Origin of the sequence: Paraburkholderia flava, assembly GCF_004359985.1 — a bacterium.
Taxonomy (GTDB): Bacteria; Pseudomonadota; Gammaproteobacteria; order Burkholderiales; family Burkholderiaceae; genus Paraburkholderia; species Paraburkholderia flava.
Window position 1 is genome coordinate 1,944,080 of record NZ_SMRO01000002.1, and the last position, 25,955, is coordinate 1,970,034.

Annotated in this window: 24 protein-coding genes; 4 read left to right on the forward strand and 20 right to left on the reverse strand. The window is 63.7% G+C overall.

Annotated features, from left to right (window positions below):
- Window positions 1-52: 52 nt before the first annotated feature.
- Window positions 53-892, forward strand: a complete 840-nt coding sequence (locus E1748_RS20115) for an alpha/beta fold hydrolase (RefSeq protein WP_205965262.1) — start codon at window positions 53-55, stop codon at window positions 890-892.
- A gap of 108 nt (window positions 893-1,000) precedes the next feature.
- Window positions 1,001-1,975, forward strand: coding sequence for a LysR family transcriptional regulator (locus E1748_RS20120; protein ID WP_133648908.1), 975 nt, complete (start codon window positions 1,001-1,003; stop codon window positions 1,973-1,975).
- A 1-nt stretch (window position 1,976) separates the two neighbouring features.
- Here the strand turns inward: E1748_RS20120 and E1748_RS20125 are convergent, their stop codons facing one another.
- Complete coding sequence (locus tag E1748_RS20125) at window positions 1,977-3,242, reverse strand: cytochrome P450 (RefSeq protein ID WP_420819333.1); 1,266 nt, start codon at window positions 3,240-3,242, stop codon at window positions 1,977-1,979.
- Between the two features lie 261 nt (window positions 3,243-3,503).
- Between E1748_RS20125 and serB the strand changes: the two genes are divergently transcribed.
- A complete protein-coding gene (gene serB / locus E1748_RS20130; RefSeq protein ID WP_133648909.1) occupies window positions 3,504-4,343 on the forward strand; it encodes a phosphoserine phosphatase SerB in 840 nt (279 codons plus the stop codon).
- A gap of 150 nt (window positions 4,344-4,493) precedes the next feature.
- On the opposite strand, the gene E1748_RS20135 is transcribed toward serB, so the two are convergent.
- The 13 genes from E1748_RS20135 to E1748_RS20195 all read right to left on the reverse strand — a co-directional run bounded on the left by E1748_RS20135 (window position 4,494) and on the right by E1748_RS20195 (window position 18,630).
- Window positions 4,494-5,678, reverse strand: a complete 1,185-nt coding sequence (locus E1748_RS20135) for a cystathionine beta-lyase (protein ID WP_133648910.1) — start codon at window positions 5,676-5,678, stop codon at window positions 4,494-4,496.
- Window positions 5,679-5,730: 52 nt separating this feature from the next.
- Window positions 5,731-6,327: a hypothetical protein gene (locus E1748_RS20140; protein ID WP_133648911.1), complete on the reverse strand. Its 597-nt coding sequence runs from the start codon at window positions 6,325-6,327 to the stop codon at window positions 5,731-5,733.
- Between the two features lie 60 nt (window positions 6,328-6,387).
- On the reverse strand, window positions 6,388-7,572 hold the full coding sequence (gene bktB / locus E1748_RS20145; RefSeq protein WP_133648912.1) for a beta-ketothiolase BktB: 1,185 nt from the start codon (window positions 7,570-7,572) through the stop codon (window positions 6,388-6,390).
- 101 nt (window positions 7,573-7,673) lie between these two features.
- Entirely contained in the window at window positions 7,674-8,630 is a 957-nt protein-coding gene (locus E1748_RS20150; RefSeq protein ID WP_133648913.1) for a sugar kinase, read from the reverse strand.
- A 3-nt stretch (window positions 8,631-8,633) separates the two neighbouring features.
- The gene (rimO, locus tag E1748_RS20155; protein WP_133648914.1) at window positions 8,634-10,025 is read right to left on the reverse strand and encodes a 30S ribosomal protein S12 methylthiotransferase RimO; all 1,392 of its coding nucleotides are present in this window, start codon (window positions 10,023-10,025) and stop codon (window positions 8,634-8,636) included.
- A 153-nt stretch (window positions 10,026-10,178) separates the two neighbouring features.
- The gene (locus E1748_RS20160; RefSeq protein ID WP_133648915.1) at window positions 10,179-10,469 is read right to left on the reverse strand and encodes a helix-turn-helix domain-containing protein; all 291 of its coding nucleotides are present in this window, start codon (window positions 10,467-10,469) and stop codon (window positions 10,179-10,181) included.
- On the reverse strand, window positions 10,466-10,822 hold the full coding sequence (locus tag E1748_RS20165) for a type II toxin-antitoxin system RelE/ParE family toxin (RefSeq protein WP_133649449.1): 357 nt from the start codon (window positions 10,820-10,822) through the stop codon (window positions 10,466-10,468). The genes E1748_RS20160 and E1748_RS20165 overlap by 4 nt, the downstream gene beginning before the upstream one ends.
- A 369-nt stretch (window positions 10,823-11,191) precedes the next feature.
- The gene (gene phaR, locus E1748_RS20170) at window positions 11,192-11,767 is read right to left on the reverse strand and encodes a polyhydroxyalkanoate synthesis repressor PhaR (protein ID WP_133648916.1); all 576 of its coding nucleotides are present in this window, start codon (window positions 11,765-11,767) and stop codon (window positions 11,192-11,194) included.
- Window positions 11,768-11,891: 124 nt separating this feature from the next.
- On the reverse strand, window positions 11,892-12,632 hold the full coding sequence (locus tag E1748_RS20175; RefSeq protein WP_133648917.1) for a 3-ketoacyl-ACP reductase: 741 nt from the start codon (window positions 12,630-12,632) through the stop codon (window positions 11,892-11,894).
- 153 nt (window positions 12,633-12,785) lie between these two features.
- The gene (locus tag E1748_RS20180) at window positions 12,786-13,967 is read right to left on the reverse strand and encodes an acetyl-CoA C-acetyltransferase (RefSeq protein WP_133648918.1); all 1,182 of its coding nucleotides are present in this window, start codon (window positions 13,965-13,967) and stop codon (window positions 12,786-12,788) included.
- Window positions 13,968-14,092: 125 nt separating this feature from the next.
- Window positions 14,093-16,015 (reverse strand): class I poly(R)-hydroxyalkanoic acid synthase, encoded by a 1,923-nt coding sequence (gene phaC / locus E1748_RS20185; RefSeq protein ID WP_133648919.1) that lies wholly within the window; start codon window positions 16,013-16,015, stop codon window positions 14,093-14,095.
- A 462-nt stretch (window positions 16,016-16,477) separates the two neighbouring features.
- On the reverse strand, window positions 16,478-17,320 hold the full coding sequence (pgeF, locus tag E1748_RS20190) for a peptidoglycan editing factor PgeF (RefSeq protein ID WP_133648920.1): 843 nt from the start codon (window positions 17,318-17,320) through the stop codon (window positions 16,478-16,480).
- Window positions 17,317-18,630, reverse strand: coding sequence for an RluA family pseudouridine synthase (locus E1748_RS20195; RefSeq protein WP_133648921.1), 1,314 nt, complete (start codon window positions 18,628-18,630; stop codon window positions 17,317-17,319). The genes pgeF and E1748_RS20195 overlap by 4 nt, the downstream gene beginning before the upstream one ends.
- Window positions 18,631-18,803: 173 nt before the next feature.
- Here E1748_RS20195 and E1748_RS20200 point away from each other — a divergent pair, with 173 nt between their 5' ends.
- Entirely contained in the window at window positions 18,804-19,601 is a 798-nt protein-coding gene (locus E1748_RS20200; RefSeq protein ID WP_133649450.1) for an outer membrane protein assembly factor BamD, read from the forward strand.
- A gap of 81 nt (window positions 19,602-19,682) precedes the next feature.
- Here E1748_RS20200 and rlmD read toward each other — a convergent pair whose 3' ends face one another.
- The 6 genes from rlmD to surE form a co-directional block, all read right to left on the reverse strand.
- Window positions 19,683-21,116: a 23S rRNA (uracil(1939)-C(5))-methyltransferase RlmD gene (gene rlmD, locus E1748_RS20205; RefSeq protein WP_133648922.1), complete on the reverse strand. Its 1,434-nt coding sequence runs from the start codon at window positions 21,114-21,116 to the stop codon at window positions 19,683-19,685.
- A gap of 140 nt (window positions 21,117-21,256) precedes the next feature.
- A complete protein-coding gene (locus E1748_RS20210) occupies window positions 21,257-22,033 on the reverse strand; it encodes a 3'-5' exonuclease (RefSeq protein ID WP_133648923.1) in 777 nt (258 codons plus the stop codon).
- A gap of 6 nt (window positions 22,034-22,039) precedes the next feature.
- Window positions 22,040-23,131, reverse strand: coding sequence for an RNA polymerase sigma factor RpoS (rpoS, locus tag E1748_RS20215; RefSeq protein WP_133648924.1), 1,092 nt, complete (start codon window positions 23,129-23,131; stop codon window positions 22,040-22,042).
- 12 nt (window positions 23,132-23,143) lie between these two features.
- Entirely contained in the window at window positions 23,144-24,073 is a 930-nt protein-coding gene (locus E1748_RS20220; protein WP_133648925.1) for a peptidoglycan DD-metalloendopeptidase family protein, read from the reverse strand.
- A 5-nt stretch (window positions 24,074-24,078) separates the two neighbouring features.
- Window positions 24,079-25,041, reverse strand: coding sequence for a protein-L-isoaspartate(D-aspartate) O-methyltransferase (locus tag E1748_RS20225; protein ID WP_133648926.1), 963 nt, complete (start codon window positions 25,039-25,041; stop codon window positions 24,079-24,081).
- Window positions 25,038-25,796 (reverse strand): 5'/3'-nucleotidase SurE, encoded by a 759-nt coding sequence (surE, locus tag E1748_RS20230; RefSeq protein ID WP_133648927.1) that lies wholly within the window; start codon window positions 25,794-25,796, stop codon window positions 25,038-25,040. Before surE ends, E1748_RS20225 begins: the two co-directional genes overlap by 4 nt.
- Window positions 25,797-25,955 lie beyond the last annotated feature (159 nt).

Sequence of the window (25,955 nt, forward strand, 5' to 3'; positions counted from 1 at the left end):
TCTTGCGACGGTGGAGGAAAAATCTACGGCTGCTGCGAGAAAACGGCGGGCTTTGCGGCGTACGCAAAACGGGTTTGCAAATCAGACGATTGTTCCGTCCTTCTCCTTTTATGAAAATCGACGCGCTACCCGGGATATCGCTTCCACGGTCAAGCAACGCAAACCCCTTAACTTCCCAATCGACATGACCATGAAAAATCCCACTGTCGTTCTCGTGCACGGCGCACTCTCCGATGCTTCAATATGGACGTCGGTCATCGCGCAATTGCAGCTACAAAACTATCGCGTGCTCGCTCCGGCACTGCCGATGCGCAGCTTGACCACCGATATCGCCTACCTCGACAGTTTTCTCGCCAGCATCGACGGTGAGGTCGTGCTGGTCGGTCACTCGTACGCAGGCTCGGTGATCTCTCATGCACCGCGTCGCGAGAATCAGATACGGGCACTGGTCTATGTCGCCGCATTTCAACCCGACACGGGAGAGAGCGCAGGCGAACTCAATGGCCGCTTTCCGGGTAGCAAACTGGGACCGGATACCCTTGCATTCGTGCCAACGCCGACCGGCACGGATCTGTATCTGAAACCCGAGTGCTTTCACGATGTCTATGCCGGCGATCTGTCGCCGGCGACCATTGCGATCATGGCTTCAGCACAGCGACCGGTCGATGCCCTCGCGATGGAAGAAAAGCTGGAAGGCGAACCCGCATGGCGCGGCATCCCGTCGTGGGCCATCGTTGCCACCGACGATCAGTCCATTCCCCCTGCCGCCCTACGTTTCATGGCCGCGCGCGCGCAGTCGACCGTGCGCGAGGTCAGATCCTCTCACGCCGTACCGGTGTCTCACCCACACGACGTGGTGAACTGCATCGTCGAGGCAGCGCGAACGCATTGACTGGAGCGTCGACGACGGCCGCGGCCGCGCAAAGGATGGCTGCTAACATGAGCATGGAACGCAGCGCCCTCGCACATCCCAACCCGCAGCCCCGGGGCACACCTCAGCATGGAAACCGACGCACTCGAGATCTTTTTGTCTGTCGCGACGCTCGGCAATTTTTCGCGGGTGGCCAGATCGCGCAACGTCGTGGTTTCGTCGGTGACGCGGAAGATCGATCTGCTGGAACAGGAGATCGGGCTCGCACTCTTCAATCGCGGTTCGCGTCACGTACATCTGACCGACGCGGGGCTGCAGTTCGTCGGTGCGGCCCGCCGGATACTTGCCGAGCTGTCCGATGTCCGCGACGCCATCGAGTCGATCCAGACCGAGCCCAAGGGTCTCCTTACGATCACGGTGCCGGCCACCTTTGGCCGCAAGCACGTCGCACCTGCTGTCGCAACATTCCTGCTTCGCTATCCGCAGATTCAGATCGATCTGCATGTCAGCGACGAGATGGTCGACCTGGTCAATCAACGCGTCGATGTTGCCATTCGCATCGGCGTGCTGGACGATAGCGATATGCTCGCCGTCCAGCTGGCGCCGCAGCGCAGGGTGGCCGTCGCGAGCCCGGAATATCTGGCACGCGCGGGCCGACCGGCTTCGCCCATCGATCTGATGACGCACAACTGTCTGTCGCACGGCCTCAATGGTGCACGCGCCGGATGGTGGCAGTTCGCCGGTGTGAACGACGGAAAGCCACTCGATGTCGGCGGTAATCTGCGTACCGACGACAGCGAATCGCTGCTGAAAGCGGTGCTGGCCGGCGTTGGCGTTGCGCATCTGGCGACATGGCTGGTCGGCGACGAAATTGCTGCGGGACGCCTCGTCGTGTTGTTCGACAGCGAGCTTCGCGAACCGTCTGTTTCGATGTCAGGTATTCATGCTGTGCGAATGCCGGGGCGTGGTGTGCGCAAAGCCAGACTGTTCATCGATCACCTTCGCGAGCAGTTCACCTCTGCGGACAAACATGTTCCCTACTGGGAGCGACCGTTCGATCAAAAGCGCGCTGGCTTGCGCGAGAACCCATCATCGCCGGCTTAGCCTACCTCACCTCGCAACGCACCTCGGCAAACCCACGAAACCGCACGCGCCCACCGCGCACCGGCTCGCCGCTCACGCGATACGACGGAAAGCGTCTGACGAAACGCCCGATCGCGATCCGCGCTTCGAGCCGCGCAAGCGACAGTCCCGCGCATTGATGCACGCCGAAGCCGAACGCGAGATGCCGGTTCGGTTCGCGACGGATGTCGAAGCAGTCGGGGTCCGCGAACTGTTCGGGATCGCGATTCGCCGCACCGATGCACAGCGTCACCGGCGTGCCGCGCGCGACGTCGATCTCGCCGATCCGCGTGTCGACGCTCGCCATCCGGTTGCCGAGCTGGTTCGAGCTTTCGAAGCGCAGGCACTCCTCGATCGTACCGTCGATCAGCGCGGGATCGGCGAGCAACGCGGCGCGCGCGGGCTCCCATGCGGCCAGCGTGACGAGGCCGTTGCCGATCAGATTGGTCGTCGTCTCGTGACCTGCGTTGAGGATGAAGATGCAGTTGTGCAGCAGCTCCATTTCGGAGAGCCGTTCGCCGTCGACCTCGCCTTCGATCAGACGCGTCAGTACGTCGTGCTGTGGATCGCCGGGCGCACGCCGACGCCGCGCGACGAGATCGCGCAGATACGCGATAAACCCATCGACCGCGCGATTGCCGCGTTCGAGCTGCTGCGCGTCGAGCGTCGGTTCGAGCGCGCCGAGAATCGCGAGCGACCAGTCGCGCAACGGCGCGCGTTCGTCGTGCGGCACCGCGAGCAGATTGCCGATGACCTCGACCGGAATCGCCGCCGAGAAACCGGCGATCAGATCGAGATGCCCTTGTGCATCGGCTGCGTCGAGCAGGCCATCGACGAGCCGCACCAGACCCGCCTCCATCGCCGCGATCGCGCGCGCGGTCAGCGCACCGGCGATCAGTTTGCGCACCCTCGTGTGCAGCGGCGGATCGTTGAAGACAAGGCTCGTCGTGTGATGCTCGTAGAGCGGCGAGGCACCGTACTTCGGTTTGAACTCGACAGTCTTGTCGGACGTGAATGTCTTCGGATCGCGATACACCGCCTGCACGTCGCGGTAGCGGGTCAGGAAGAGTGAGCCGTCAGGCATCCGCTTGATGGGCTCGTGTGTGCGCAGCGCCCGGTACACCGGGTAGGGGTCAGCGTGAAACGACGGGCTCAGATGACGCAGATCGAAATCGCGTGCGAGCATGCGGTCGTCGCTGTTGTCTCGCGCATCGGTCTGCGCGGCTCCGGCGGTGGGTTGCGCGGTCATACGTGTCTCCGTCGTGCATGTCGTGGCATGCGTCGTGTTTGTATCGTGTGTCGTCACGCGCGCGCTGTCTTCATCGGCGGCGCCTTTCGATGCGCCAGTATGAACCGGCCGCGCGGGTCGCGCATCGGTGGTCCGGTCCGCTTCGGCCTGCCGCTCCGCACCCGGTACAATAGCCGGACCTTCCGCGCATCCCGCGTCGGTTTCCCGGCTTCCAGGTTTATGGCCTGCACTGCCGGTCGCTCCGGTCTCTTTCGCTCCTTCATGAATCTCGTCATCCAGAGTCCCGCTCCCCTCGCCGACGAACATCGCCGACCGCTCGTCGGACTCGCGCGCGGCACCCGCGTCACACCGCTCGACGACCGCGCCTGGCGCATCGAAGGCGCGGACCCGGCGCAGCGCGGCGACCTCGACGTGTACTGCGGCACGCATTCGCTCGACTACGCGTTCGTCGAGCCGGGCCGGCAGTTGCGCGACTTCGGCCTCGTCGCGATGGACATGGACTCGACGCTGATCACGATCGAATGCATCGACGAGATCGCCGATTTCTGCGGACTCAAGGCGGAAGTCGCGGCGATCACCGAGGCATCGATGCGCGGCGAGATCAAGGACTTCAACGAAAGTTTGACGCGACGTGTCGCGCTGCTCGCCGGGCTCGACGCATCCGCGCTCGAGCGCGTGTACGACGAACGCTTGCAACTGTCGCCGGGTGCCGAAAAGATGCTCGCGGGCGTACAGGCTGCGGGCATCAAGACGCTGCTCGTATCCGGCGGCTTCACGTTCTTCACCGAGAAGCTGCGCGCGCGCCTGAACCTCGATTTCGCGCTCGCGAATACGCTGGAGATCGTCGACGGCAAATTGACCGGCCGCGTGACCGGCGAGATCGTCAATGCAGAGGTGAAAGCGCGCACGCTGCGCGAGACCTGTGCGCAGCTCGGCATCGAGCCTTCGCGTGCGATTGCGATGGGCGATGGGTCGAACGATCTGAAGATGATGGCCGCGGCGGGCCTTTCCGTGGCGTTCCGTGCGAAGCCGGTGGTGCGCGAGGCGGCGAGCGTCGCGTTTAACTACGTGGGACTGGATGGGTTGTTGAGGTTGTTCTAAAACGCGGAAGACGATCCGGTGGCCGACCTGGTGGTCACCGGTTGCAGGCTGCAGTGAGAAGTACCACGAGGAACACCACCGGCGGCAACCGTGGACCGCAACGCGAGCTCCACGTCCACGGCCCTACGCTGCTGCCGCCAAACTACATCGTTACGCCAGCGCCGTCAGACACCGCTCGATATCCGCGCGCAAATCCGCTTCCGTCTCCAACCCGATGTAGAACCGCACCAGTGTGCCGCGATGCGGCCATTGCGCCTCGGTGCGCATCGAAGTGATGTCGTACGGCATCGCGAGGCTCTGTGCACCGCCCCAGCTCCAGCCGAGCGCAAACAGATCGAGTGACTCGCAGAACGTATCGATCTGCGCCGGGCTATAGCGCGCATCGAACACCACCGAGAACAACCCACCCGCGCCGGTGAAATCGCGCTTGAAGTTCTCGTGTCCCGGACAATCGGACAGCGCCGGATGCAGCACGGCGGCGATTTCCGGACGCGTCTTCAGCCACTGCGCGAGTGCGAGCGCGCTGCGGTCGTGCTGCTCGAAGCGCACCTTCATCGAAGGCAGGCTACGCAGTACGAGCGAGCAGTCGTCGGCCGAGACGCCGATACCCAGGCGCATCCGAGCGAGCTTCAACTTCAGATGGATCTCGCGATCGACGGTGATCGTCGCGCCCATCAGGATGTCCGCGCCGCCGGATTGATATTTCGTCAGCGCCTGCACCGAGATGTCGATGCCGTGATCGAACGGCCGGAACGCCAAGCCTGCCGACCACGTGTTGTCGATTGCCGTAATGACGCCGTGCGCACGAGCGACCGTCGTGATCGCGGGAACGTCGGGCACTTCCATCGTCACCGAGCCCGGGGCCTCGACCCAGATCAGCCGCGTGTTCGGCAGGATCAGGTCGGCGATGCCTGCGCCGATCATCGGATCGTAGTAACGCGCGGTGATGCCGAAATCGCGCGCGAGCCAGTCGCCGTGATCGCGGTTCGGCGAATAGACGTTGTCAGGAATCAGCACGTCGTCACCGGCTTTCACGAGGCCGAAGTACACGTTCGAGATCGCCGACAACCCGGACGGTTGCAGCAACGCATGCTCACCGCCTTCGAGCGCGGCGAGGCGCTGCGCGAGCGACATCGACGTCGGCGTCGCGTGCAGGCCGTAGCGCCACGCGGCGTCGTTGCGCCAGTCGAGCGCGCGCTGCGTCGCGAGATCCGGAAAGACGACCGTCGACGCACGCGCCACCGGCACCGAGAACGATTCGAAGCCCGGCGGCAGATCGTCTTCGGGATGCACGATACGGGTCTGCAGGTCGCGGGGAGAAGAAGGTTTCGTCATGGTGAGTTCGGTATGAAAAATTCCGGTGGTGGCGGGACGTGCGCTGTGCCGGTCAATCGCCGGTAGTCAGGTTGCTGACGCCGCCGACGGCGTGGCCTGTCGGCGCGGGGCTGACTGCTTTTGCCGCAGGAGCTATGGTCGAGGACGAAGCGGAAGCGGCCGGCACCGGCTGTCCGGCCGCAAGCGGACGCAGATCGAACGGCTTCGGATCGGAATCGTCGACGTTCATCCGGTCGCCCGCGAGCGAGCCGTCCGGCGCGAACTTGCCGACCCAGTTGCCGGTGATATGCGTGCCGTCGTTCGACTCTTCGACTTCGAGCGTATCGTCGACGCGATCGCCGGCGATCAGCGTGACCTCGCCGGTATCGGTGTATTGATACTCGCCGTGCACGCCCGATGGATCGTCGCTCTTCGGACCGATCCGCAGCACGATCTGCCGGCCGCCGAGCGTGCCCGCGTAGCGCGGGAACCTGGCAAACTCGGCGCTCGGTTTCAGCGGCAACTGAATCGGCGCAGGCGCGGCGAGTTCTTTCACCGCGTCGCTCTGCGCGTGAACGGGCGCGGTAGCAAACGCAACGCACGATGCGATACTCAACGCTGCAACGACGCGCACTACCTTCCCACGATTAATCGACTTCCGATCCTGCATGTCTGGCTTTCCTCGCTTGGATTCAACCGTGCGCGTGCATCGCGCACGGCCGTACGTCGTTCAGATCCGTTCGAAGATCGCCGCGATACCCTGCCCGCCACCGATGCACATCGTGACGAGCGCATAGCGTCCGCCGATGCGTTGCAGTTCGTACAGTGCCTTCACGGTGATCAACGCGCCGGTCGCGCCGATCGGATGGCCGAGCGAAATGCCCGAACCGTTCGGATTGACCTTCGCCGGATCGAGACCGAGTTCCTGCGTGACCGCACACGCCTGCGCGGCGAACGCTTCGTTGGCTTCGATCACGTCGAGATCGGCGACCGTCAGCCCCGCGCGTTCGAGCACCTTGCGCGTAGCCGGCACCGGACCGATGCCCATGTACGCCGGGTCCACACCCGCATGCGCGTACGCGACGAGCCGCGCGAGCGGCCGCACGCCGCGCTGCTCGGCGACGCTGCGCTCCATCAGCACGACGGCCGCGGCTGCGTCGTTGATACCCGACGCGTTGCCGGCCGTCACCGTGCCGTTCTCTTTCGCGAACACGGGCTTGAGCTTCGAAAAGTCGTCGACGGTTGCGCCGATACGGACGTGCTCGTCGGTGTCGAACACCGTGTCGCCCTTCTTCGATGCGATCGTGATCGGGAGGATCTGTTCCTTGAAGTAGCCGGACTTGAGCGCGTGCTCCGCGCGCCGGTGCGATTCGAGCGCGAGCGCGTCCTGCGCGTCGCGGCCGATGCCGTACTGCTTCGCGACGTTCTCGGCGGTGACGCCCATGTGGATCGACTGGAACGGATCGTTCAGCGCGCCGAGCATCATGTCGACGATCTTCGCGTCGCCCATGCGTTGCCCGAAGCGCGCGGCCGGCATCGTGTACGGCGCGCGGCTCATGTTCTCCACGCCGCCGCCGATCGCGATGTCCGCATCGCCGAGCAGGATGCCCTGCGCCGCCGATACGATCGCCTGCAGCCCCGAGCCGCACAGCCGGTTCACCGTCAGCGCGGGCGCGTGCTGCGCGACGCCGCCGTTCAGCGCGGCGACGCGCGCGAGGTACATGTCCTTCGGTTCGGTATGCACGACGTTGCCGAACACGACGTGGCCGACTTCGTCGCCGGCGACGTTCGCACGCGCCAGCACCTCGCGCACGATGCGCGCGCCGAGGTCCGTCGGACAGAAATCCTTCAGGCTGCCGCCGAAGTCGCCGATCGCGGTGCGTACACCGCTTGCCACCACCACTTCACGTTGCATCGTTTTTCTCCCTGTTGATCTCTGGTTTCTCAGCGCTTATACGAACCCATACAAGATAGCCGCGATTCGCAGATCGTTCCGGACAGTGCGCACATCCCGCGTCAGCGCATCAGTACTTCATTGACCTCATCATGCAGCGGAATCGGCGCGACCGCGCCGAAACCACGAGTCGACAGCGCAGCGGCGACGTTTGCATAGCGTGCGGCTGCGAACGGATCATCGCCCGCGACGATCCGCGCGATGAACGCGCCGCCGAAGCAGTCACCGGCGCCGGTCGCATCGACTGCATTCACCGGATAGCCCGACACCACGCGACGCTCGTCCGGCGTCGCGACATACGCGCCTTCCTTGCCAAGTTTCAACGCGACGACGCGCGGACCCTGTGCGAGCAGAAAATCGACGATCTCGTCGCGGCCCGTGAGGCCGGTCAATTCAGTCACGTCGTCCCAGCTCGGCAGACAGATGTCGGTCTGGCGAATCGCTTCGAGCATCACCGCGCGCGCCCGCGCGAGCGGCCACAGCTTGAGCCGCAGATTCGTATCGAAGCTCACGCGCGCGCCGTTCGCCCGGGCATGCGCGATCGCGGCGAACGCTGCATCGCAGGCGCTCACGCTGATCGCAAGGCTGATGCCCGACAGATGCACGACCTGCGCGGACGCGAGTGCGTCGAGCGGCAGGTCAGCGGGCGCGTAGCGACTCGCGGCCGAGCCGGCGCGCAGATAGTCGAACTGGTGCCCATTCGGGCCGTGCGAAACGAAATAGACGCCGGTCGGCGCAGCGGTATCGACGCGCACGAACGACGTTTGCACCCGCTCGCGGCTCCACAGATCGAGCAACAGACGGCCAAACGGATCGGCGCCGACAGCAGACACGAAGCCCGTCGACGCACCCTGCCGCGACGCGGCGATGCAGAAATTCGACGTGTCACCGCCGAAGCCTTGCAGATAAGTGGGTTCGTCTTTCGACGCCTGGTTGAATTCGATCATCGCCTCGCCGAGCGCGAGGATCTGCGGCAATGCTTCGGCTTCGGCTGATTGCGGATTAACCGTCGACGCCATCGATCAGACCTCGCCCCACAGATCGTGGCCGTCCGCGCCGGTGATCTTCACCGACACGAAGTCGCCGACCTTGTAGCGCTTCGATGCTTTCTTCGCCGGGTCGATATAAACGACGCCGTCGATCTCCGGCGCGTCGGCCGCTGTGCGTCCGACGCCGCCGTTCTCGTTGATCTCGTCGACCAGCACTTTCAGCGTGCGGCCGACCTTGCGTTGCATGCGGGCCGCCGATACTTCCTCCGCGACTTCCATGAAGCGCGCGCGACGGTCTTCGCGGACGTCGTCAGGCAACGCGCCGTCGAGTTCGTTCGCGCTCGCGCCCTCGACCGGCGAATACGCAAAGCAGCCCACGCGATCCAGATCCGCCTCGCGGATGAAATCGAGCAGCGTTTCGAACTGCGCTTCGGTTTCGCCCGGGAAGCCCGCGATGAACGTGCTGCGAATGGTCAAGTCCGGACAGATCTCGCGCCATGCGCGTACCCGCTCAAGCACCTTCTCCGCGTTCGCAGGACGCTTCATCCGCTTCAACACCTCCGGATGCGCGTGCTGGAACGGCACGTCGAGATACGGCAGCACGTGGCCCTTCAACGGACCTTCGGCCATCATTGGAATCACTTCGTCGACGCTCGGGTACGGGTACACATAGTGCAGCCGGACCCACGCGCCGTACTGCGCGGCGAGTTCGCCGAGCGCGGCGACGAGGTCGGTCATCCGAGTCTTGATCGGCTTGCCGTTCCAGAAACCGGTGCGATATTTGACGTCGACGCCGTATGCGCTCGTGTCCTGCGAAATGACTAGCAGTTCCTTCACGCCGGAGCGGAACAGGTTCTCCGCTTCGAGCATCACTTCCGCGACCGGGCGCGACACGAGGTCGCCGCGCATCGAAGGGATGATGCAGAACGTGCAGCGGTGATTGCAGCCTTCGGAGATTTTCAGATACGCGTAGTGGCGCGGCGTGAGCTTGATGCCGGCGGGCGGCACGAGATCGACGAACGGATCGTGCGGTTTCGGCAGATGGCTGTGCACCGCCTGCATCACTTCGCCTAGCGCGTGCGGGCCGGTCACGGCGAGCACCTTCGGATGCACTTCCTCGATCAGCCCCGTGCCGCTCGCGCTCTTCTTCGCGCCAAGGCAGCCGGTGACGATCACCTTGCCGTTCTCGGTCAGCGCTTCGCCGATTGCGTCGAGGCTTTCCTGCACGGCCTCGTCGATAAAGCCGCAGGTGTTGACGACGACGAGGTCGGCGCCGTCGTATGTGCCGGAGATTTCATAGCCTTCGGCGCGCAGCTGCGTGATGATCTGCTCGGAATCGACGAGCGCTTTCGGGCAGCCAAGACTGACGAAACCCACTTTCGGCGGCGAAGCGGGTTTGGCATTTGATTCGAGTTGGGTTTTCAACGGTCACATCCAGTTCTGTACGGGGGGCCGTGCGGCGACGCCGACGGCTTGTGAATTCCCGCTATTTTACCTTCGCGGCGCACAGAGACCGTCGAATCGGGAAAAGCGCCCCTCAAGATTTTTTGACCGGTAGGGTGTAGCGGCGGTGCCGCCCTATGCCGCGTGCTCTACCTTCATCACGACATGCAGCCCCGCTGCCGCTGCCATATTCACCAGCGCATCGAGTCCGAACAGATTGATCTTGCCGCGCACCAGATCCGACACCCGTGGCTGGGTCACGCCGAACAGCTTCGCGGCATCCGACTGGCTCATGCCCGCAGCCTCGATCTGCCGCTTCAGCGCGATCATCAGTTCCGAGCGCAGCCGCATGTTCTCTGCCTCGGCGGGCGAGTCTTCGATCGCATCCCAGACGCTGGCAAATTGTTTGTTGCGTTCGTTGCTCACGGACTCACCTCATACAGTTTGATTATTTTCCTGCGTAATTCGCGAAAGCGCTGCGAGGCAAGTTCGATGTCCTGCTGTGCGGTCTTCTGCGATTTCTTCTGGAAACAATGCAACACGTAGACCGCGCGCTCGAACTTCGCGACATAAACCACACGGAACGCGCCGGTCTTGTCGCGAATGCGAATTTCGCGGACACCCTCTCCGATAGTCGGCATCGGCTTCCAGTCGTCCGGTTCGAACCCACGCTGCACCTGGTCCAGTTGATGGCCCGCCTCTCGACGCGCGTTTTCAGGAAAGGCACGCAGGTCTTCAAGCGAAGAACCCGTGAAAACAACCGGCTTAGGTTCGACCATAAGGGAAATTATACAGAATTTTGTATTGACGTGACAACTGCCCGTCACGTGTAGGGCGCTCCCCAATATATCTGCGCTACTTCAAGGATGGCCGCGCGAAACCGGATCCGCGGTCGGCAACGAGGCGGGGTTGTCACGCTGTTCTTCTGTCGATACGAACAGCTTTTTGCCCGGCAGAAAAAGCAAACGCCGAACGTATCGTTAGACCGATACGTTCGGCGTTCCGGGCGAAATTCGGAAGAGCGGAAGAGGCGGCGACGCGCAATCCGTCTCGCACGCACAGGCATCCGCGCACGCTGATCGCGCGCCGGCAATACCCGTCACCTCATGTCAAACCGTCAAACCAGACAACCCATAGACAGCGCCCTGCTACTTCTTCTCCGGCTCCGCCGCATTCGGCCCCTGCGGTGTGAACGGGAAGTTGCTGAACATGTTCTTCGCCTGGCTCTGCATCTGTTCCTGCATCTGCACGAACATGTTCTTCGACTGCTCGATGTAGCTGGTCATCATGCCCTGCATCATCGGCGCCTGCATGTTCATGAACTGCGACCAGATCTCGGGGTTCATCGCCTTGCCTTCGTACAGATTCTTCGACTGGTCGGCGAGCTTGTTCTGGATGTCGATGAACGCCTGGATGTTCTTTTCCAGGTACGTGCCCATCATGCCCTGCATCGCGTGTCCGTAGAAACGGATGATCTGCGACAGCATCGACGACGAGAACATCGGCAGGCCGCCGCTTTCCTCTTCGAGAATGATCTGCAGCAGGATTGCGCGCGTCAGATCTTCGTTGCTCTTCGCATCGATGACCTTGAAGTCCTCCTGATCGAGCACCAGCTGCTTGACGTCGGCCAGCGTGATGTAGGTGCTCGTTTCGGTATCGTACAGCCGACGGTTCGGATATTTCTTGATGAGTCGTTCGGCCGTCTTCTTTGTAGTAGTCGTCATTTAACGCCCTTGAGCGCCGATAAAGCGCAATGACGGCGCCCCGCCACACACGACCGATCGTCGTGCGTGCGAAACGCCGCCGGAAACATCTGAACCACCCGGCGCCCGTTGGGCGCCGCATGGATCAGCCCATGTGCAGGCCGCCGTTCAGCGAGAAATCGGCGCCGGTCGAGAAACCCGACTCATCCGACGCGAGCCACGCGACGATCGAGCCGATTTCTTCCGGCTGGCCGAGACGGCGCACCGGAATCGTCGCGACGATCTTCTCGAGCACGTCGGGGCGGATCGACTTGACCATGTCCGTCCCGATGTAGCCCGGCGACACGGTGTTCACGGTGACGCCCTTCGTCGCGACTTCCTGCGCGAGCGACATCGAGAAGCCGTGAATGCCGGCCTTCGCGGTCGAATAGTTGGTCTGGCCGAACTGCCCTTTCTGGCCGTTCACCGACGAGATATTGATGACGCGCCCCCAGCCCCGCTCCACCATCCCGTCGATCACCTGCTTCGTCACGTTGAACAGGCTCGTGAGGTTCGTATCGATCACCGCGGTCCAGTCTTCGCGCGTCATCTTGCGGAACACGACGTCGCGCGTGATGCCCGCGTTGTTGACCAGCACGTCGACTTCGCCGACTTCGGACTTGACCTTGTCGAACGCTTCCTTGGTCGAATCCCAGTCGCCGACGTTGCCTTCCGACGCGACGAAATCGTAGCCGAGCGCCTTCTGCTCTTCGATCCACTTCACGCGTCGCGGGCTGTTCGGTCCGCAGCCGGCCACCACCTTGAAGCCCTGTTTGTGCAGGCGCTGGCAGATGCTCGTGCCGATGCCGCCCATGCCGCCCGTTACGTACGCAATTCGCTGAGACATAAACCTCACTCCATTATCGTTTTGCGGGGTTGCCGCCCGGCAACCCCTGTCCTCACCTTTACTGCTCCGGCTACTGCACCGGCGGTCTTCCTGCTACCCAGACCGCCGCCTCCTGCCGGATGAATGCGCCCGAGGCCACCGGACGCACTACGATCACGCGCGTTCGAGCGCGAGCGCGACACCCATGCCGCCGCCGATACACAGCGACGCCAGGCCGCGCTTCGCATCGCGCTTCTGCATTTCGTGCAGCAGCGTCACCAGGATCCGGCAGCCGGACGCGCCGATCGGGTGACCGATCGCGATCGCGCCGCCGTTCACGTTGACCTTCGACGTGTCCCAGCCCATCTGTTGATGCACGGCCAGCGCCTGCGCGGCGAACGCTTCGTTGATTTCCATCAGGTCGAGATCGCCCGGCGTCCAGCCCGCGCGTTCGAGGCAGCGGCGCGATGCCGGCACCGGACCCATGCCCATCACCTTCGGATCGACGCCGGCGCTTGCATAGGCCTTGACCCGCGCGAGCGGCGTGAGACCGAGCGCTTCCGCCTTCTTCGCCGACATCACGAGGACCGCAGCGGCACCGTCGTTGAGGCCCGACGCGTTCGCTGCCGTCACCGTGCCTTCCTTCGAGAACGCCGGCTTCAGACCCGCGAGCGATTCGGCGGTGACGCCATGACGCACGAACTCGTCGGTTGCGAAGCGCAGCGGTTCGCCCTTACGTTGCGGGATTTCGACCGGCACGATTTCGGCGTCGAAACGACCTGCTTTCTGCGCGGCTTCCGCCTTGTTCTGCGACAGCGCGGCGAATGCATCCTGCTGCTCGCGCGTGATGCCGTATTCCTTCGCGACGTTCTCGGCGGTCACGCCCATGTGGTACTGGTTGTATACGTCCCACAGGCCGTCGACGATCATGCTGTCGATCAGCTTCGCATCGCCCATCCGGAAGCCGTCGCGCGAACCCGGCAGCACGTGCGGTGCCGCGCTCATGTTTTCCTGACCGCCGGCGATCACGATGTCCGCGTCGCCCGCGATGATCGCGTTCGCCGCGAGCATCACAGCCTTCAGACCGGAACCGCACACCTTGTTGATCGTCATGCCCGGAACTGCCGACGGCAGCCCGGCCTTGATCAGCGACTGGCGCGCGGGATTCTGGCCGGAACCCGCGGTCAGCACCTGACCGAGAATGACTTCGCTAACCTGCTCGGGCTTCATGCCCGCACGTTCGAGGACTGCACGGATAACCGTGGCGCCGAGTTCGGGTGCGGGAATCTTCGCAAGCGACCCGCCGAATTTGCCGACTGCCGTACGGGCTGCCGATACGATCACTACATCAGTCATTTCCGTTTCCTCCGGATGCCGCGGCTGGTTGCTCCGCCACCCGTCAAGTTAAAAAACCACACCCTGTCACTTACTTCTCCGTCGTGCCGGTGTTGCCACCCGCACGCGCGGTTGATGCTCATGCGTCAGTCGCGCTTCAACACGTAGCGGCCGGGCGCGGGTTCGATCGCCGGATAATCGGCCGAGCCGGGTTCCGCGCGCGGCTTCACTTTCTTGCCGCCGTACTGGTCGAGCCAGTTCGTCCATTCGGGCCACCAGCTGCCCGGCACTTCTTCCGCGACGTCGAACCAGTCGTCCGCCGTTTCGGGAAGCGCGTTGTGTTCGCCCTTTGCACCCTCTTTCACGACCCAGTAGCTGCGCTTGTTCTTCGCCGGCGGATTGATCACGCCCGCGATGTGGCCCGACGCACCCAGCACGAATTTCAACGGCCCAGCGAGCAGCGGCACCGATGCATACGCGGTCTTCCACGGCACGATGTGATCTTCGCGCGATCCGTAGACGAACGTCGGCACGTCAATACGCGACAGGTCGACCGCTTCGCCGCACACGGTGAGCGCGCCCGGCTTGCGCAGCTTGTTCTCGAGATACGTGTTGCGCAGATACCAGACGTACATCGGACCAGGCAGCCCGGTCGAATCGCTGTTCCAGTACAACAGGTCGAACGGCACCGGCGTGCGACCCTTTAGATAGTTATCGACGACGTAGTTCCATACGAGATCGTTCGGACGCAGGAACGAGAACGTGTTCGCGAATTCGATGCCGCGCATCAAGCCGGGCTGCGTGCCGTTCTTGCCGCCGATGGTCTGCTCGCGCATCTGCACGTGCGACTCGTCGACGAAGACGTCGAGCACGCCGGTATCGCAGAAGTCGAGCATCGCGGTGAGTAACGTCATCGACGCGGCCGGATGTTCGCCACGCGCGACCGCCACCGACAGCGCCGTCGCGAGCATCGTGCCGCCGACGCAGAAGCCGAGCGTATTGATCTGCTCGCGGCCGCTGATCGCGCGCACCGTGGCGATCGCGGTGAGCACGCCTTCGTCGACGTAGTCGTCCCACGTCTTATGAGCAATCGACGTATCCGCGTTGCGCCACGAAATCATGTACACCTGATGCCCCGAATCGAGCCCATGCGCGACGAGCGAATTTTCGGGCTGCAGATCGAGGATGTAGAACTTGTTGATGCACGGCGGCACGATCAGCAGCGGCCGTTCGCGCACGGTCGCCGTGCGCGGCTTGTATTGAATCAGCTGGATCAGCTCGTTCTCGAAGACGACCGTGCCTTCGGTATTCGCGAGATTCTTGCCGACGACGAAACCCGATTCGTCGGTCTGCGAAATCTTGCCGCGCTGCAAGTCACCGAGCAGATTCATCACGCCCTGCTTCAGGCTTTCGCCGCGACTCTCGAGCAACGTTTTCTGCGCTTCCGGATTGAGCGCTAAGAAGTTGCTCGGCGACGCTGCCGCCGTCCATTGCTGCACCGAGAAACGGATGCGCTCGCGGGTCTTCGGATCGGTGTCGAGCGCGTCGACCAGTTCGTGCAGATAGCGCGCGTTCAGCAGATACCATGCAGCGGTGAACGCATAGGCGGGCGTCTCGCTCCAGGCCTGCGCGGCGAAGCGTCGATCCTTCAGTTCGGGAGCGGCAGGCTTCGTGTTGGATGCCTGCTGGATCAGTTGCATCGCTTCACGCGAATAGTCCTGTTGCAACTGCTGAAGACGTTCCGGCGGAATCGATGCGCCCGGCAGCTTCATGCCCGCGAGCGGTTGCGCAAGCGATTGCATGAAGGGCTGTGTAAAAGATTGCGGAAAAGGTTGCGCGAAGGGTTGTGCGAAAGACTGGAATGCGCTGGCGTCAGGTGCGCCCGGCATCGTTGCGAACGGTGCGGCGCCGGCCGGGATAACCGAACGCCATGCATTCATCCACGCATCGAACCATTGCTGAGCGCCTGCAGCCGCAGCATTCGCGGACTGGGGCTGGGCCTGGGCCTTAGTATCGCGTTCCGTTTTATCTGCACGGGAAGAAGACGGGGATCGTTGTGATGCAGCCATACCTGCTTTTGACCGGTGAGTCCTTGCGGACGGTTGAGAGGCAGGTTTCTTGCGCACGTGGTGGGCGATTGCTCGCAACCTCGTCACGCCCTGTCCCGTGTGTGGGAAACATTCTTGCTCCCCATCGCAAGGCATGTCAATGCTTGTGCCCGATTTTGCCGCAGTGCGATATTTTTATAATTATCGTTTTCCCGATGTACGGCTTGTGGCGCGGCTTTGCAGCCGATCGCAGCACTGAAAATGTAAAGTCAAAACGCACGATTCGGTGCACAAAATGCTCGCCGAACGAGGGTGTCGTGCGTCATGTGACGACGGTGCCGGGTCTTTCGCCACAACGATGAAATGCGTGGGTTGCAACGCGAGTTTCCTTCGTTGCATGACGTGTCGACGCCGTGTCGACGCCGCGTCGTTTGTCGCGCGAATCACGCGGTATTGGTGCTTGCAACGAGCCAGCGTCCACGATTATTCGGTCAGCCAGATCAGCGCGGCCATGCGCCCGGTCTCGCGATCGCGCCGGTACGAATAGAAATGCTCGCGTTCGGTCACCGTGCAGCGATCGCCGCCGCTCACCTGAGCCTGCGCGATGCCCAGACGCTGCAACCGGATGCGCGCGAGTGCGCGCAGATCGGCGAGATACTTGTCGCCTGCTGTCGGATGCTCAACGAACGCCTGCGCCGTCGCTTCGCGTTCCGCGGATGCAGCCGCATTCATGAACGCGTCACGCACATCTGCACCGACTTCGAAGGTACGCGGACCGATCGACGGACCGAGATACGCATGCAATGCGGACGTATCGATATGCGCGAGTTCCGCGACACGCTGCGCGGTCCGTTCGACGACACCGCCGGCGAGTCCGCGCCAGCCCGCATGCGCGGCGCCCACCGCTCGGCCGTCGGGATCGCACAGCAGCACCGGCATGCAATCGGCGATCATCACGACGCACACGGTGCCCGGTGTGTCGGTGACGCTTGCGTCGGCGAGCGTCGATGTATCGTCGGCACGCTGACGCGCGAGCACGTCGTCCGCGCGCACGACGTCTGCACCGTGCACCTGCTGCAGCCACGCGACGTTATCGATATCCGCGAAGCGCAACAGCCGCGCGCGGTTTTCCTGCACGGCGGCGAGATCGTCGCCCGAACGCTTGCCGAGGTTCAAACCGCCCGGTCGATCCTCACCCTCTTGCCAGCGGCCGAACGGCGGCAGACTCACCCCGCCGTTACGCGTCGTCACGAGCGAGCGCACGCGCGGCGATACGCGCCATCCGGGTTCGAGCACGTCGGTCTTCATCAGGTCGGGGAAAGTCATCCGCGCTTGTCCTTCGGATCGTGTTCATCATCGTCGTCATGACCGGACGATGCGTCGTGTTCATCGTCGTATCCGTCGTCGCCGTCTTCGATATATTCGCCGTATCCGTCGTCGTCGAACTCACCCATCTCGTCGTAGTCGCTCGCGTCGCCTTGCCCGAAGCCGAGCGCTTCCGACAGCGCCGCCATGTCGTCCGGTACAGCCGCGCGCCACTGCATCGTGCGGCCCGTAACAGGATGGATCAGCCCGAGACGCCATGCATGCAACGCCTGGCGCGCGAAGTCGCCCGGCAGCGGCGCCACCGACCGCTTGCCGCGCGCACGGCCATACACCGGATCGCCGAGCAGCGGATGGCCGATATGCGCGCAATGCACGCGGATCTGATGCGTGCGTCCGGTTTCGAGATCGCAGTGAATCGCCGACACCGGCTGACGCTCCCACACCACGCTGTCGACCCGCCGGAAATGCGTGCGCGCCGGCTTGCCCGCTGCGCTGGTCACGACCGCCATGCGCGTACGCTCGCGCGGATCGCGGCCGATCGGCGCATCGATCGTGCCCTCTTCCGGCATCCCGCCCCACACCAGCGCGAGATAACGACGCTTCACGGTACGCGCCTGCAGTTGCCGCACGAGATCGGTCTGCGCCTCGAGCGTGCGCGCGACCACCATCAAACCCGACGTTTCCTTGTCGAGCCGATGCACGATACCCGCGCGCGGTAGCCCGGCCGCCGCGTCGCCATAGCGATGCAGCAGACCGTTGAGCACCGTGCCACTCCAGTTGCCGGCCGCCGGATGCACGACCATTCCGGCCGGCTTGTCGATCACGACCAGCGCATCGTCTTCGTAGACGATCGACAGCGGGACTGGCTCCGGCGTGAACGCGAGCTGTTCGGGAAGCAGATCGGGGACGAGCTCGATCGTCGCATCGAGCGGCACCGGCTGGCGGATTTTCGCGGGCACGCCGTCGACGCGCACGCGCTGCGCTTCGATCCAGCTTTGCAGCCGGCTGCGCGAAAACTCGGGGAAGATTTTGGCGAGCACCTTGTCGAGCCGTTCGCCGGCGAGTTCCGGCGGCACCGTGACGACGCGCGGCGGCTCCGCGTCTACGGCGGCGCGCGCACGCGATGCAACGCTCAGCGCGGCCGGCGCGAGCGCATCGCCGGTGAGGTCGTCGTCGAGCGGGTCGCCCGCGGCGAGGTCGTCCCGCACCGGTTCACCGGCCGTAGCGTCGGCGGGCTCTTTGCTTGGGCTATAATCTTTGTTGCTGTTCCGGACGCCGGCAGCGGCAACCGGAGTATGAGAGCGGGTCATCGAGTCTGGGTCACCTGGACGTAAAGCTAGACTGGGAAATGCGAGCCTTGAACACCATTATGAATGCGGGCAGAGACACGGCGGGCAGCGACATGGCAGGCAAAGAAATGGCGGACGGGGAGATGTCGACCGCACTGCAGGCCGCCCGCGCAACGACCGCCCGAAAGACGATCATGAAAATGGCCCGCCATATCGCGTGCACTGCGGCCGTCCTGCTGATCGCGGCCTGCCACGGTTTGCCGCAGAAGACCGACGAAACCGCCGCGTGGCCGAACGCCAAATTATATACGGAGGCGCAGGACGCGCTGAACGGCAGCGACTGGGGCAAGTGCGCGAAATACTTCGAAGCGCTCGAAGGCCGCGATCCGTTCGGTCACTTCGCGCAGCAGGCACAGATCAACGTCGCGTACTGCAACTGGAAAGACAGCGAAACTGCCGCAGCCGATCAAGCCGTGGACCGCTTCATCCAGCTGCACCCGGATCATCCGGACATCCCTTACGCGTACTACCTGAAGGGGATGATCCACTTCAACGACGACCTCGGTCTGTTCGGCCGCTTCTCCGGGCAGGACATGAGCGAACGCGATCCGAAGTCGCTGCGCGAATCGTATGACGCGTTCAAGGTCGTCGTCGACAAGTACCCGAACAGCAAGTACGCGCCGGATGCCGCGCAGCGGATGCGCTACATCGTCAACGCGCTCGCTTCGCACGAAGTGCACGCTGCCGATTACTACTACCGGCGCGGTGCATACGTTGCGGCGATCAACCGCGCGCAACTGGCTATCAAGGAATACAAGAACGCACCCGCGATCGAAGACGCACTGCACATCATGGTGCTGTCGTATCAGAAGCTGAATGAACCGCAGCTCGCCGACGATACGAAACGCGTGCTCGCCGGTACCTTCCCGGACAGCCCGTACATCACGGGCCATGCGCGACCGGGTAAGGAAAAATCGTGGTGGCAGTTCTAGGCCGCACACGTTCAGCTGCACGATAAAAAAACGCCACGACTCTGTCGTGGCGTTTTTGTTTGTACCTGCTGCAGATATCGATCAGTCGCGCTCGAACAGCGCAATCGATTCGACGTGCGACGTATGCGGGAACATGTTCACGACGCCCGCGCCCTTCAACCGGTAGCCGGCTTCGTGAACGAGCAGACCTGCGTCGCGAGCGAGCGTCGCCGGGTTGCACGACACATAGACGATCCGCTTCGGCAATACACCGTCGGCATCGCCGCTTTGCGCGATCTCGGCGAGCGCCTTCGAAACCGCGAGCGCGCCTTCGCGCGGCGGATCGATCAGGTACTTGTCGAATGCGCCGAGCGCGCGGATGTCGTCGGCGCTGACTTCGAACAGATTGCGGCACGCGAACGACGTATGCGCGTCGACACCGTTTTCCCGCGCATTCTCGAGCGCGCGCGTGGTCAGCACCTCGCTGCCTTCGATCCCGACCACCTCACGCGCAACCCGCGCGAGCGGCAGCGTGAAGTTGCCGATCCCGCAGAACAGATCGAGCACGCGGTCCGTACGCGAGGGCGCAAGCAACCGCAGCGCGCGCCCCACCAGCACACGGTTAATCTGATGATTGACCTGCGTGAAATCGGTCGGCTTGAACGGCATCCGGATCGCGAATTCCGGCAGCGTGTAGTCAAGCACTGCGTCGAGCGGATAGAACGGCACGACCGAATCCGGGCCCTTCGACTGCAGCCAGAACTGCACGTTGTGCGCATCGGCGAAATCGCGGAGCAATTGCTCGTCGTCTGCATTGATCGGTTCGAGCACGCGCAGCACCAGCGCCGTCACCGAGCCACCTTCCGCGAGTTCGATCTGCGGCATGCGATCGCGAATCGACAACCCTTCGACCAGTCGACGCAGCGGCACCAGCATCGCCGACACATGCGGCGGCAGCACCTCGCAGCTCGTCATGTCGGCGACGTAGCTGCTCTTGCGCTCATGGAAACCGACCAGCACGCCGCCCTTTTTCTCGACGTTGCGCACGGTCAGCCGCGCGCGATATCGATAGCCCCACGACGGCCCGTGAATCGGCCGGAACATCGTTTCCGCGCGCAGCTTCGACAGATGCGCGAGGTTGTCTTCGAGCACGCGCTGCTTCACCGCGATCTGCGCGCGCACGTCCAGATGCTGCATCGAGCAGCCGCCGCACGTGCCGAAGAACGCGCACTTCGGCTTCGTGCGGATCACGCTTTCGCGCAGCACGTCGACGACTTCCGCCTGTTCGAAACTCGGCTTCCTGCGATAGCTCGCATACGTGACGCGCTCGCCGGGCAATGCGCCCTCGACGAAGATCACCTTGCCCGGCGCACCGTCCTCGCCGACCGTGCGACCGACGCCGCGCGCTTCCATGTCGAGCGATTCGATTTCCAGAATGGGGGCCGCACCGTCGGCGACGACAGCGTTGGCGTTGCGGTTCGTGCGAGCAGACCTTCTCTTGCCCTTGCGCACGTGATGGGGAGCAGTTTCAGACACCTGCGGCTTCCTGACAGACTGATGGGGAAGGCGAGATTGTAGACGAACGGCAACCCGCGACGGGGGATTCGGCCGCTCGATTGATCGGAGGGAACGTGCAACAGCGCGGGAGCCGATCCCGCGCGATATGTCTACGGGGCCTACGCGTCGAATGCAGCCAGATACTGCGCCCAGTGCGGCGCAGGCTCGACCGCGAGCGAGTTTTTCACGAGTGCGATCTCGTCGTCGTATTCGGCTGCCGACAGTCCGCCGCGCATCAACTGGAAACGGCAGTACAGCAGGTACGTGTTGACGACGTCGGTCTCGCAGTAATTGCGGATCTCTTCGATGCGCCCTTCCTCGAACGCATGCCACACCTGGCTGCCGTCCATCCCGAGCTTGCCCGGAAAGCCGCACAGCTTCGCGAGCGCATCGAGCGGCGCGTTCGCGCGCGCCTGATACATCGCGAGCACGTCCATCAGATCGGTATGACGCGAGTGATAGCGGCTGATGTAGTTGTTCCACTTGAACTCGCGATCGTCCTCGCCGAGATCCCAGTAGCGCGACGCGCGCACGCCGTGCAGCAGCGCGCGATAGTGCAGCACCGGCAGATCGAAGCCACCGCCGTTCCACGACACGAGCTGCGGCGTGTATTTTTCGACTGTCCGGTAGAACGACTGGATCAGCGCGCCCTCGCCGTCTTCGAGCGTGCCAAGCGAACGGACCCGAAAGCCGCTGTTATCGCGAAACACACAGGAAATCGCAGCGATGCGCTGCAGGTGGTGCGGCAGAAAATCGCTGCCGGTTTTCTCACGCCGCGCGGCGAACGCGTGCTCGGCGACTTCGGCGTCGGTCAGCGTCGCGGGCAGATCGTCGAGGCGGCGAATGCCGGCGACATCGGGAATCGTCTCGATGTCGAAAACAAGAATCGGTGTCATCGGTTTTTACAGAACAGCGTCCTTGCGCACGCCGTTGGACGCGAAGAAGCGCTTGAGCCGCACCAGCGCTTCCTGCTGGATCTGCCGCACGCGTTCGCGCGTGAGGCCCATTTCATCCGCCAGTTCTTCGAGCGTCGCGGGCTCGATGTGATTCAGGCCGAAGCGGCGTTCGATCACATGGCGGTGCTTGTCGGAAAGCCGCGCGAGCCACGCGCGCGTCAGCGTTTCGAGTTCGCGATGCTGCACTTCCGCGTCGGGCGACTGACTCTGGTCGTCGGACAGCAGATCGAGCAGGCTGCTCGCCGGGTCGAGATCGAGCGGCGCGTCGAGCGACGCGGTGTGCTCGTTCAGCGCGAGGATGTCGGTGACTTCCTCGGTGGTCTTGCCGGTGAGATACGCGATGTCGTCGATGCTCGCGTCGCGGCGATCCGCCGCTTCACCCGCATTCATCGAATTCTTTTCGAGATGCCGCTTGGCGCGCAGCACCTGGTTCAGTTCGCGAATGACGTGAACCGGCAGCCGGACCGTGCGCGCCTGATTCATGATCGCGCGCTCGATGCTCTGACGAATCCACCACGTCGCGTAGGTCGAAAAACGGAAGCCGCGCGTCGGATCGAATTTCTCGATCGCGTGCATCAACCCGAGGTTGCCTTCTTCGATCAGATCGAGCAGCGGCACGCCGCGATTCAGATAACCCTTCGCGATGCTCACGACGAGCCGCAGATTGCGCTCGATCATCACCTGCCGCGCCTCGAATTCGCCCGCCTTGGCGAGCCGCGAATAGCGCTGCTCTTCCTCGACGGTGAGCAGCGGCTTCACGCTGATGCGATTCAAATAGTGCTGGATCGTATCGGCCGTGAGTTCGGCCTGCAAAATCGCGCGGAAATCGTCTGCATCGGCGGGCGCGGCGCTGCGGCTTTCGCTCGCCTCGTCCGCGTCGTCGGCGACTGCTGCCGCATCGTCCTGATCGTGTGTATCGAGATCGTCGACGTTCTCTTCATCCGGTTCCGAAACGGCTTCGCCCTCCACCGGCACACGCGTTGCGCGGCGGACCTTCTCAGTCTCTGCTTGCTGCGAACGGCGCTTCGGTTTCGGCATGGTCGTAATCGATTAGCGAGGCGGCAGGTACTTCAGCGGGTCGACAGGTTTGCCCTGCCGGCGAACTTCGAAGTGCAACATCACGCGGTCGGAATCGGTGTTGCCCATTTCGGCGATCTTCTGCCCTTTGGTCACCGCGTCACCCTCTTTTACCATCAAAGCGCGGTTATGTGCATACGCCGTGAGATAAGTCGCGTCATGCTTGATGATAATGAGATTGCCGTATCCGCGCAGCCCGTTTCCGGCATAAACGACACGACCATCGGCCGATGCCGTCACCGGATCGCCTGCCGCGCCGCCGATATTCACACCCTTGTTCTTCGCGTCGTCGAACGTACCGAGGATCGGACCGCGCGCAGGCCATGCGAATGCGATCGGACCGCCCGCTGCTGCCGTATCGCTGCCGGCTGCTGCGCCCGTCTGCGGCGAAACCGTCGTCGCGCCCGTACCCGAGCCGTAGACCGGCGGTGCCGGCATGACGCCGGTTGCGGCGCCCGTCGTTGCCGGCGCCGTGCTCGACCCGAGCGGTGCGCTCTGCACGCCGCCCGCACCGACCGGCGACGTCGCGACACCCGGCGTCAGCCCGGCCACGTTTGCACCCGGCGGCGCGACACGCAACAGCTGATCGACTTCGATCTGGTTCGGGTTGGTCAGGTTATTCCACGTCGCAATATCGCGATAATTCTGGCCGTTCTCGAGCGCGATGCGATAGAGCGTATCGCCTGGCTTCACGCGGTAGTAGCCCGGCGGCGGCGGACCGAGCGGCACGGGAGGCTGCGTCGCCTGCGTGCCGAGCGTGCCGGAGCGGTCGACGACTGGCGCTTGATCGAGCCGTGTCGCGCAGGCCGTCAACAGCGAGAGCGCGACCACGCACACGCAACGCTGGGCTACGGTCAGGCGGACATCGAGGCGGGTTCTTGTCATCGAGCTCAACATACTCATCGGTTTCAAATCACTCCGGATTTTAAGGGTACAAAGAAAACGCGATCAAGCCGCGACTCGCGCCATTGCGCGGGCCCCGTGCGCTCGACCAGCGTCAGCACCTGCGTCTGACCATCCTGCGCGCCGACTGGTGCAACGAGCCGCCCACCGATCGCGAGCTGTTCAAGCAACGCGTGCGGCACGTCGAGACCGGCGGCCGCGATCACGATCGCATCGAACGGCGCGGTCGACGGCAGACCGAGCCGCCCGTCGCCGTAATGCAACCGGATGTTCGGAATGCGCAGCGGACGCAGATTGATCTTCGCGCGTTCGTATAACGGCTTGACCCGCTCGATCGAATACACGTCGCGCGCAACCTGGCTCAGCACGGCCGCCTGATAGCCGCAACCCGTGCCGATCTCCAACACGTTCGAGAGCGTGCGGCCGGCCGCGGCCAGTTCGATCATCCGCGCGACCACCGACGGTTTCGAGATAGTCTGGTGATGACCGATCGGCAGCGCCGCATCTTCATAGGCTTGAGTGGCGAGCCCCGGGTCGATGAACATGTGGCGCGGCACGACGGACATCGCATGCAGCACGCGCGGATCGGTCACGCCGTTCGTACGCAGGCGTTCGACCATCCGTTCGCGAACCCGTTCCGACGTCAGCGCCATTGCGCCGTTCAACGCGACGTTGGGTGCGCCGGCGCGCTCGGTAGTCTTGACTGTGGCGGCCTTGCCGACGCCGTTCGCCGGCTGACGCGCGGCGCGATAACCGGTCGCGTCGCCGCGTGCGGATACGGATGCCGACGCGGGTGCGGTCGTACGGGAGAGGCCTTTGCGTGTGTCCGTGCCTGCATGACCCGCTGCGCCCGTCCCGCTCGACACGTTCGCCGCGCGCAGCTCGCCTGCCCGGCCTTCGGCCTTGCGCGGCTCGCGTACCAGATCCTCGAGCCCGAGCGGAAAGCGCTTGGCGCGCTCGCCGGTCATGAAGCGCCGCTCCCGGCGCGCGCCCATTCGCGCGCCGCGGGCAGCATGTGTGTGTGAGTCAGATCGAGTTGCAGCGGCGTAATCGACACGTGACCGTTCGCGACAGCATGGAAATCGGTGCCTTCGCTTGCATCGCGAGCGCTGCCCGACGGACCGATCCAGTAGATCGGTTCGCCGCGCGGATTGGTCTGCCGGATCACCGGCTGCGACGGATGGCGTTTGCCGAGCCGTGTAACTTGCCAGTCGCGCAGTTGTGCGTACGGCAGATTCGGAATGTTGACGTTCAGCAGCGGATGGCCTGGCAGCGGATGCTCGAGATAATGCGCGACGATCTCGGCGGCGACGCGCGTCGCGTCTTCGAGATGTCCCCAGTCCTTGTCGACGAGCGAAAACGCGATGGCCGGCACACCGAACATGATGCCCTCGGTCGCGGCGGCGACGGTGCCCGAATACAGCGTGTCCTCGCCCATGTTCTGGCCGTTGTTGATGCCCGATACGACGAGGTCCGGCGTGTGGTCCAGCATGCCGGTCAGTGCGACGTGGACGGAATCGGTGGGCGTGCCGTTCACGTAGTAGAAGCCGTTCGACGAGCGCAGTACCGACAGCGGCCGCGACAGCGTCAGCGAGTTCGATGCGCCGCTGCAATTCTGTTCGGGCGCCATCACGGTGACGTCGGCGAGCGGCTTCAGCGCTTCGTAGAGCGCGGCGAGGCCGGGTGCCAGATAACCGTCGTCGTTGCTGAGTAGGATTCGCATCCGACGATTGTAACCGAGGAAGGAAGGCACGCGAACGACACTCCGGGACGCGTTCGCGCGATCGTATTTTTGCGATCGAAACGGACGGTCGTTCGGCATGTTTTACACTGCGTTAAATGCCTGGCGAACTGGGGCGCTGCTTCATTGCTGCTTCATTGC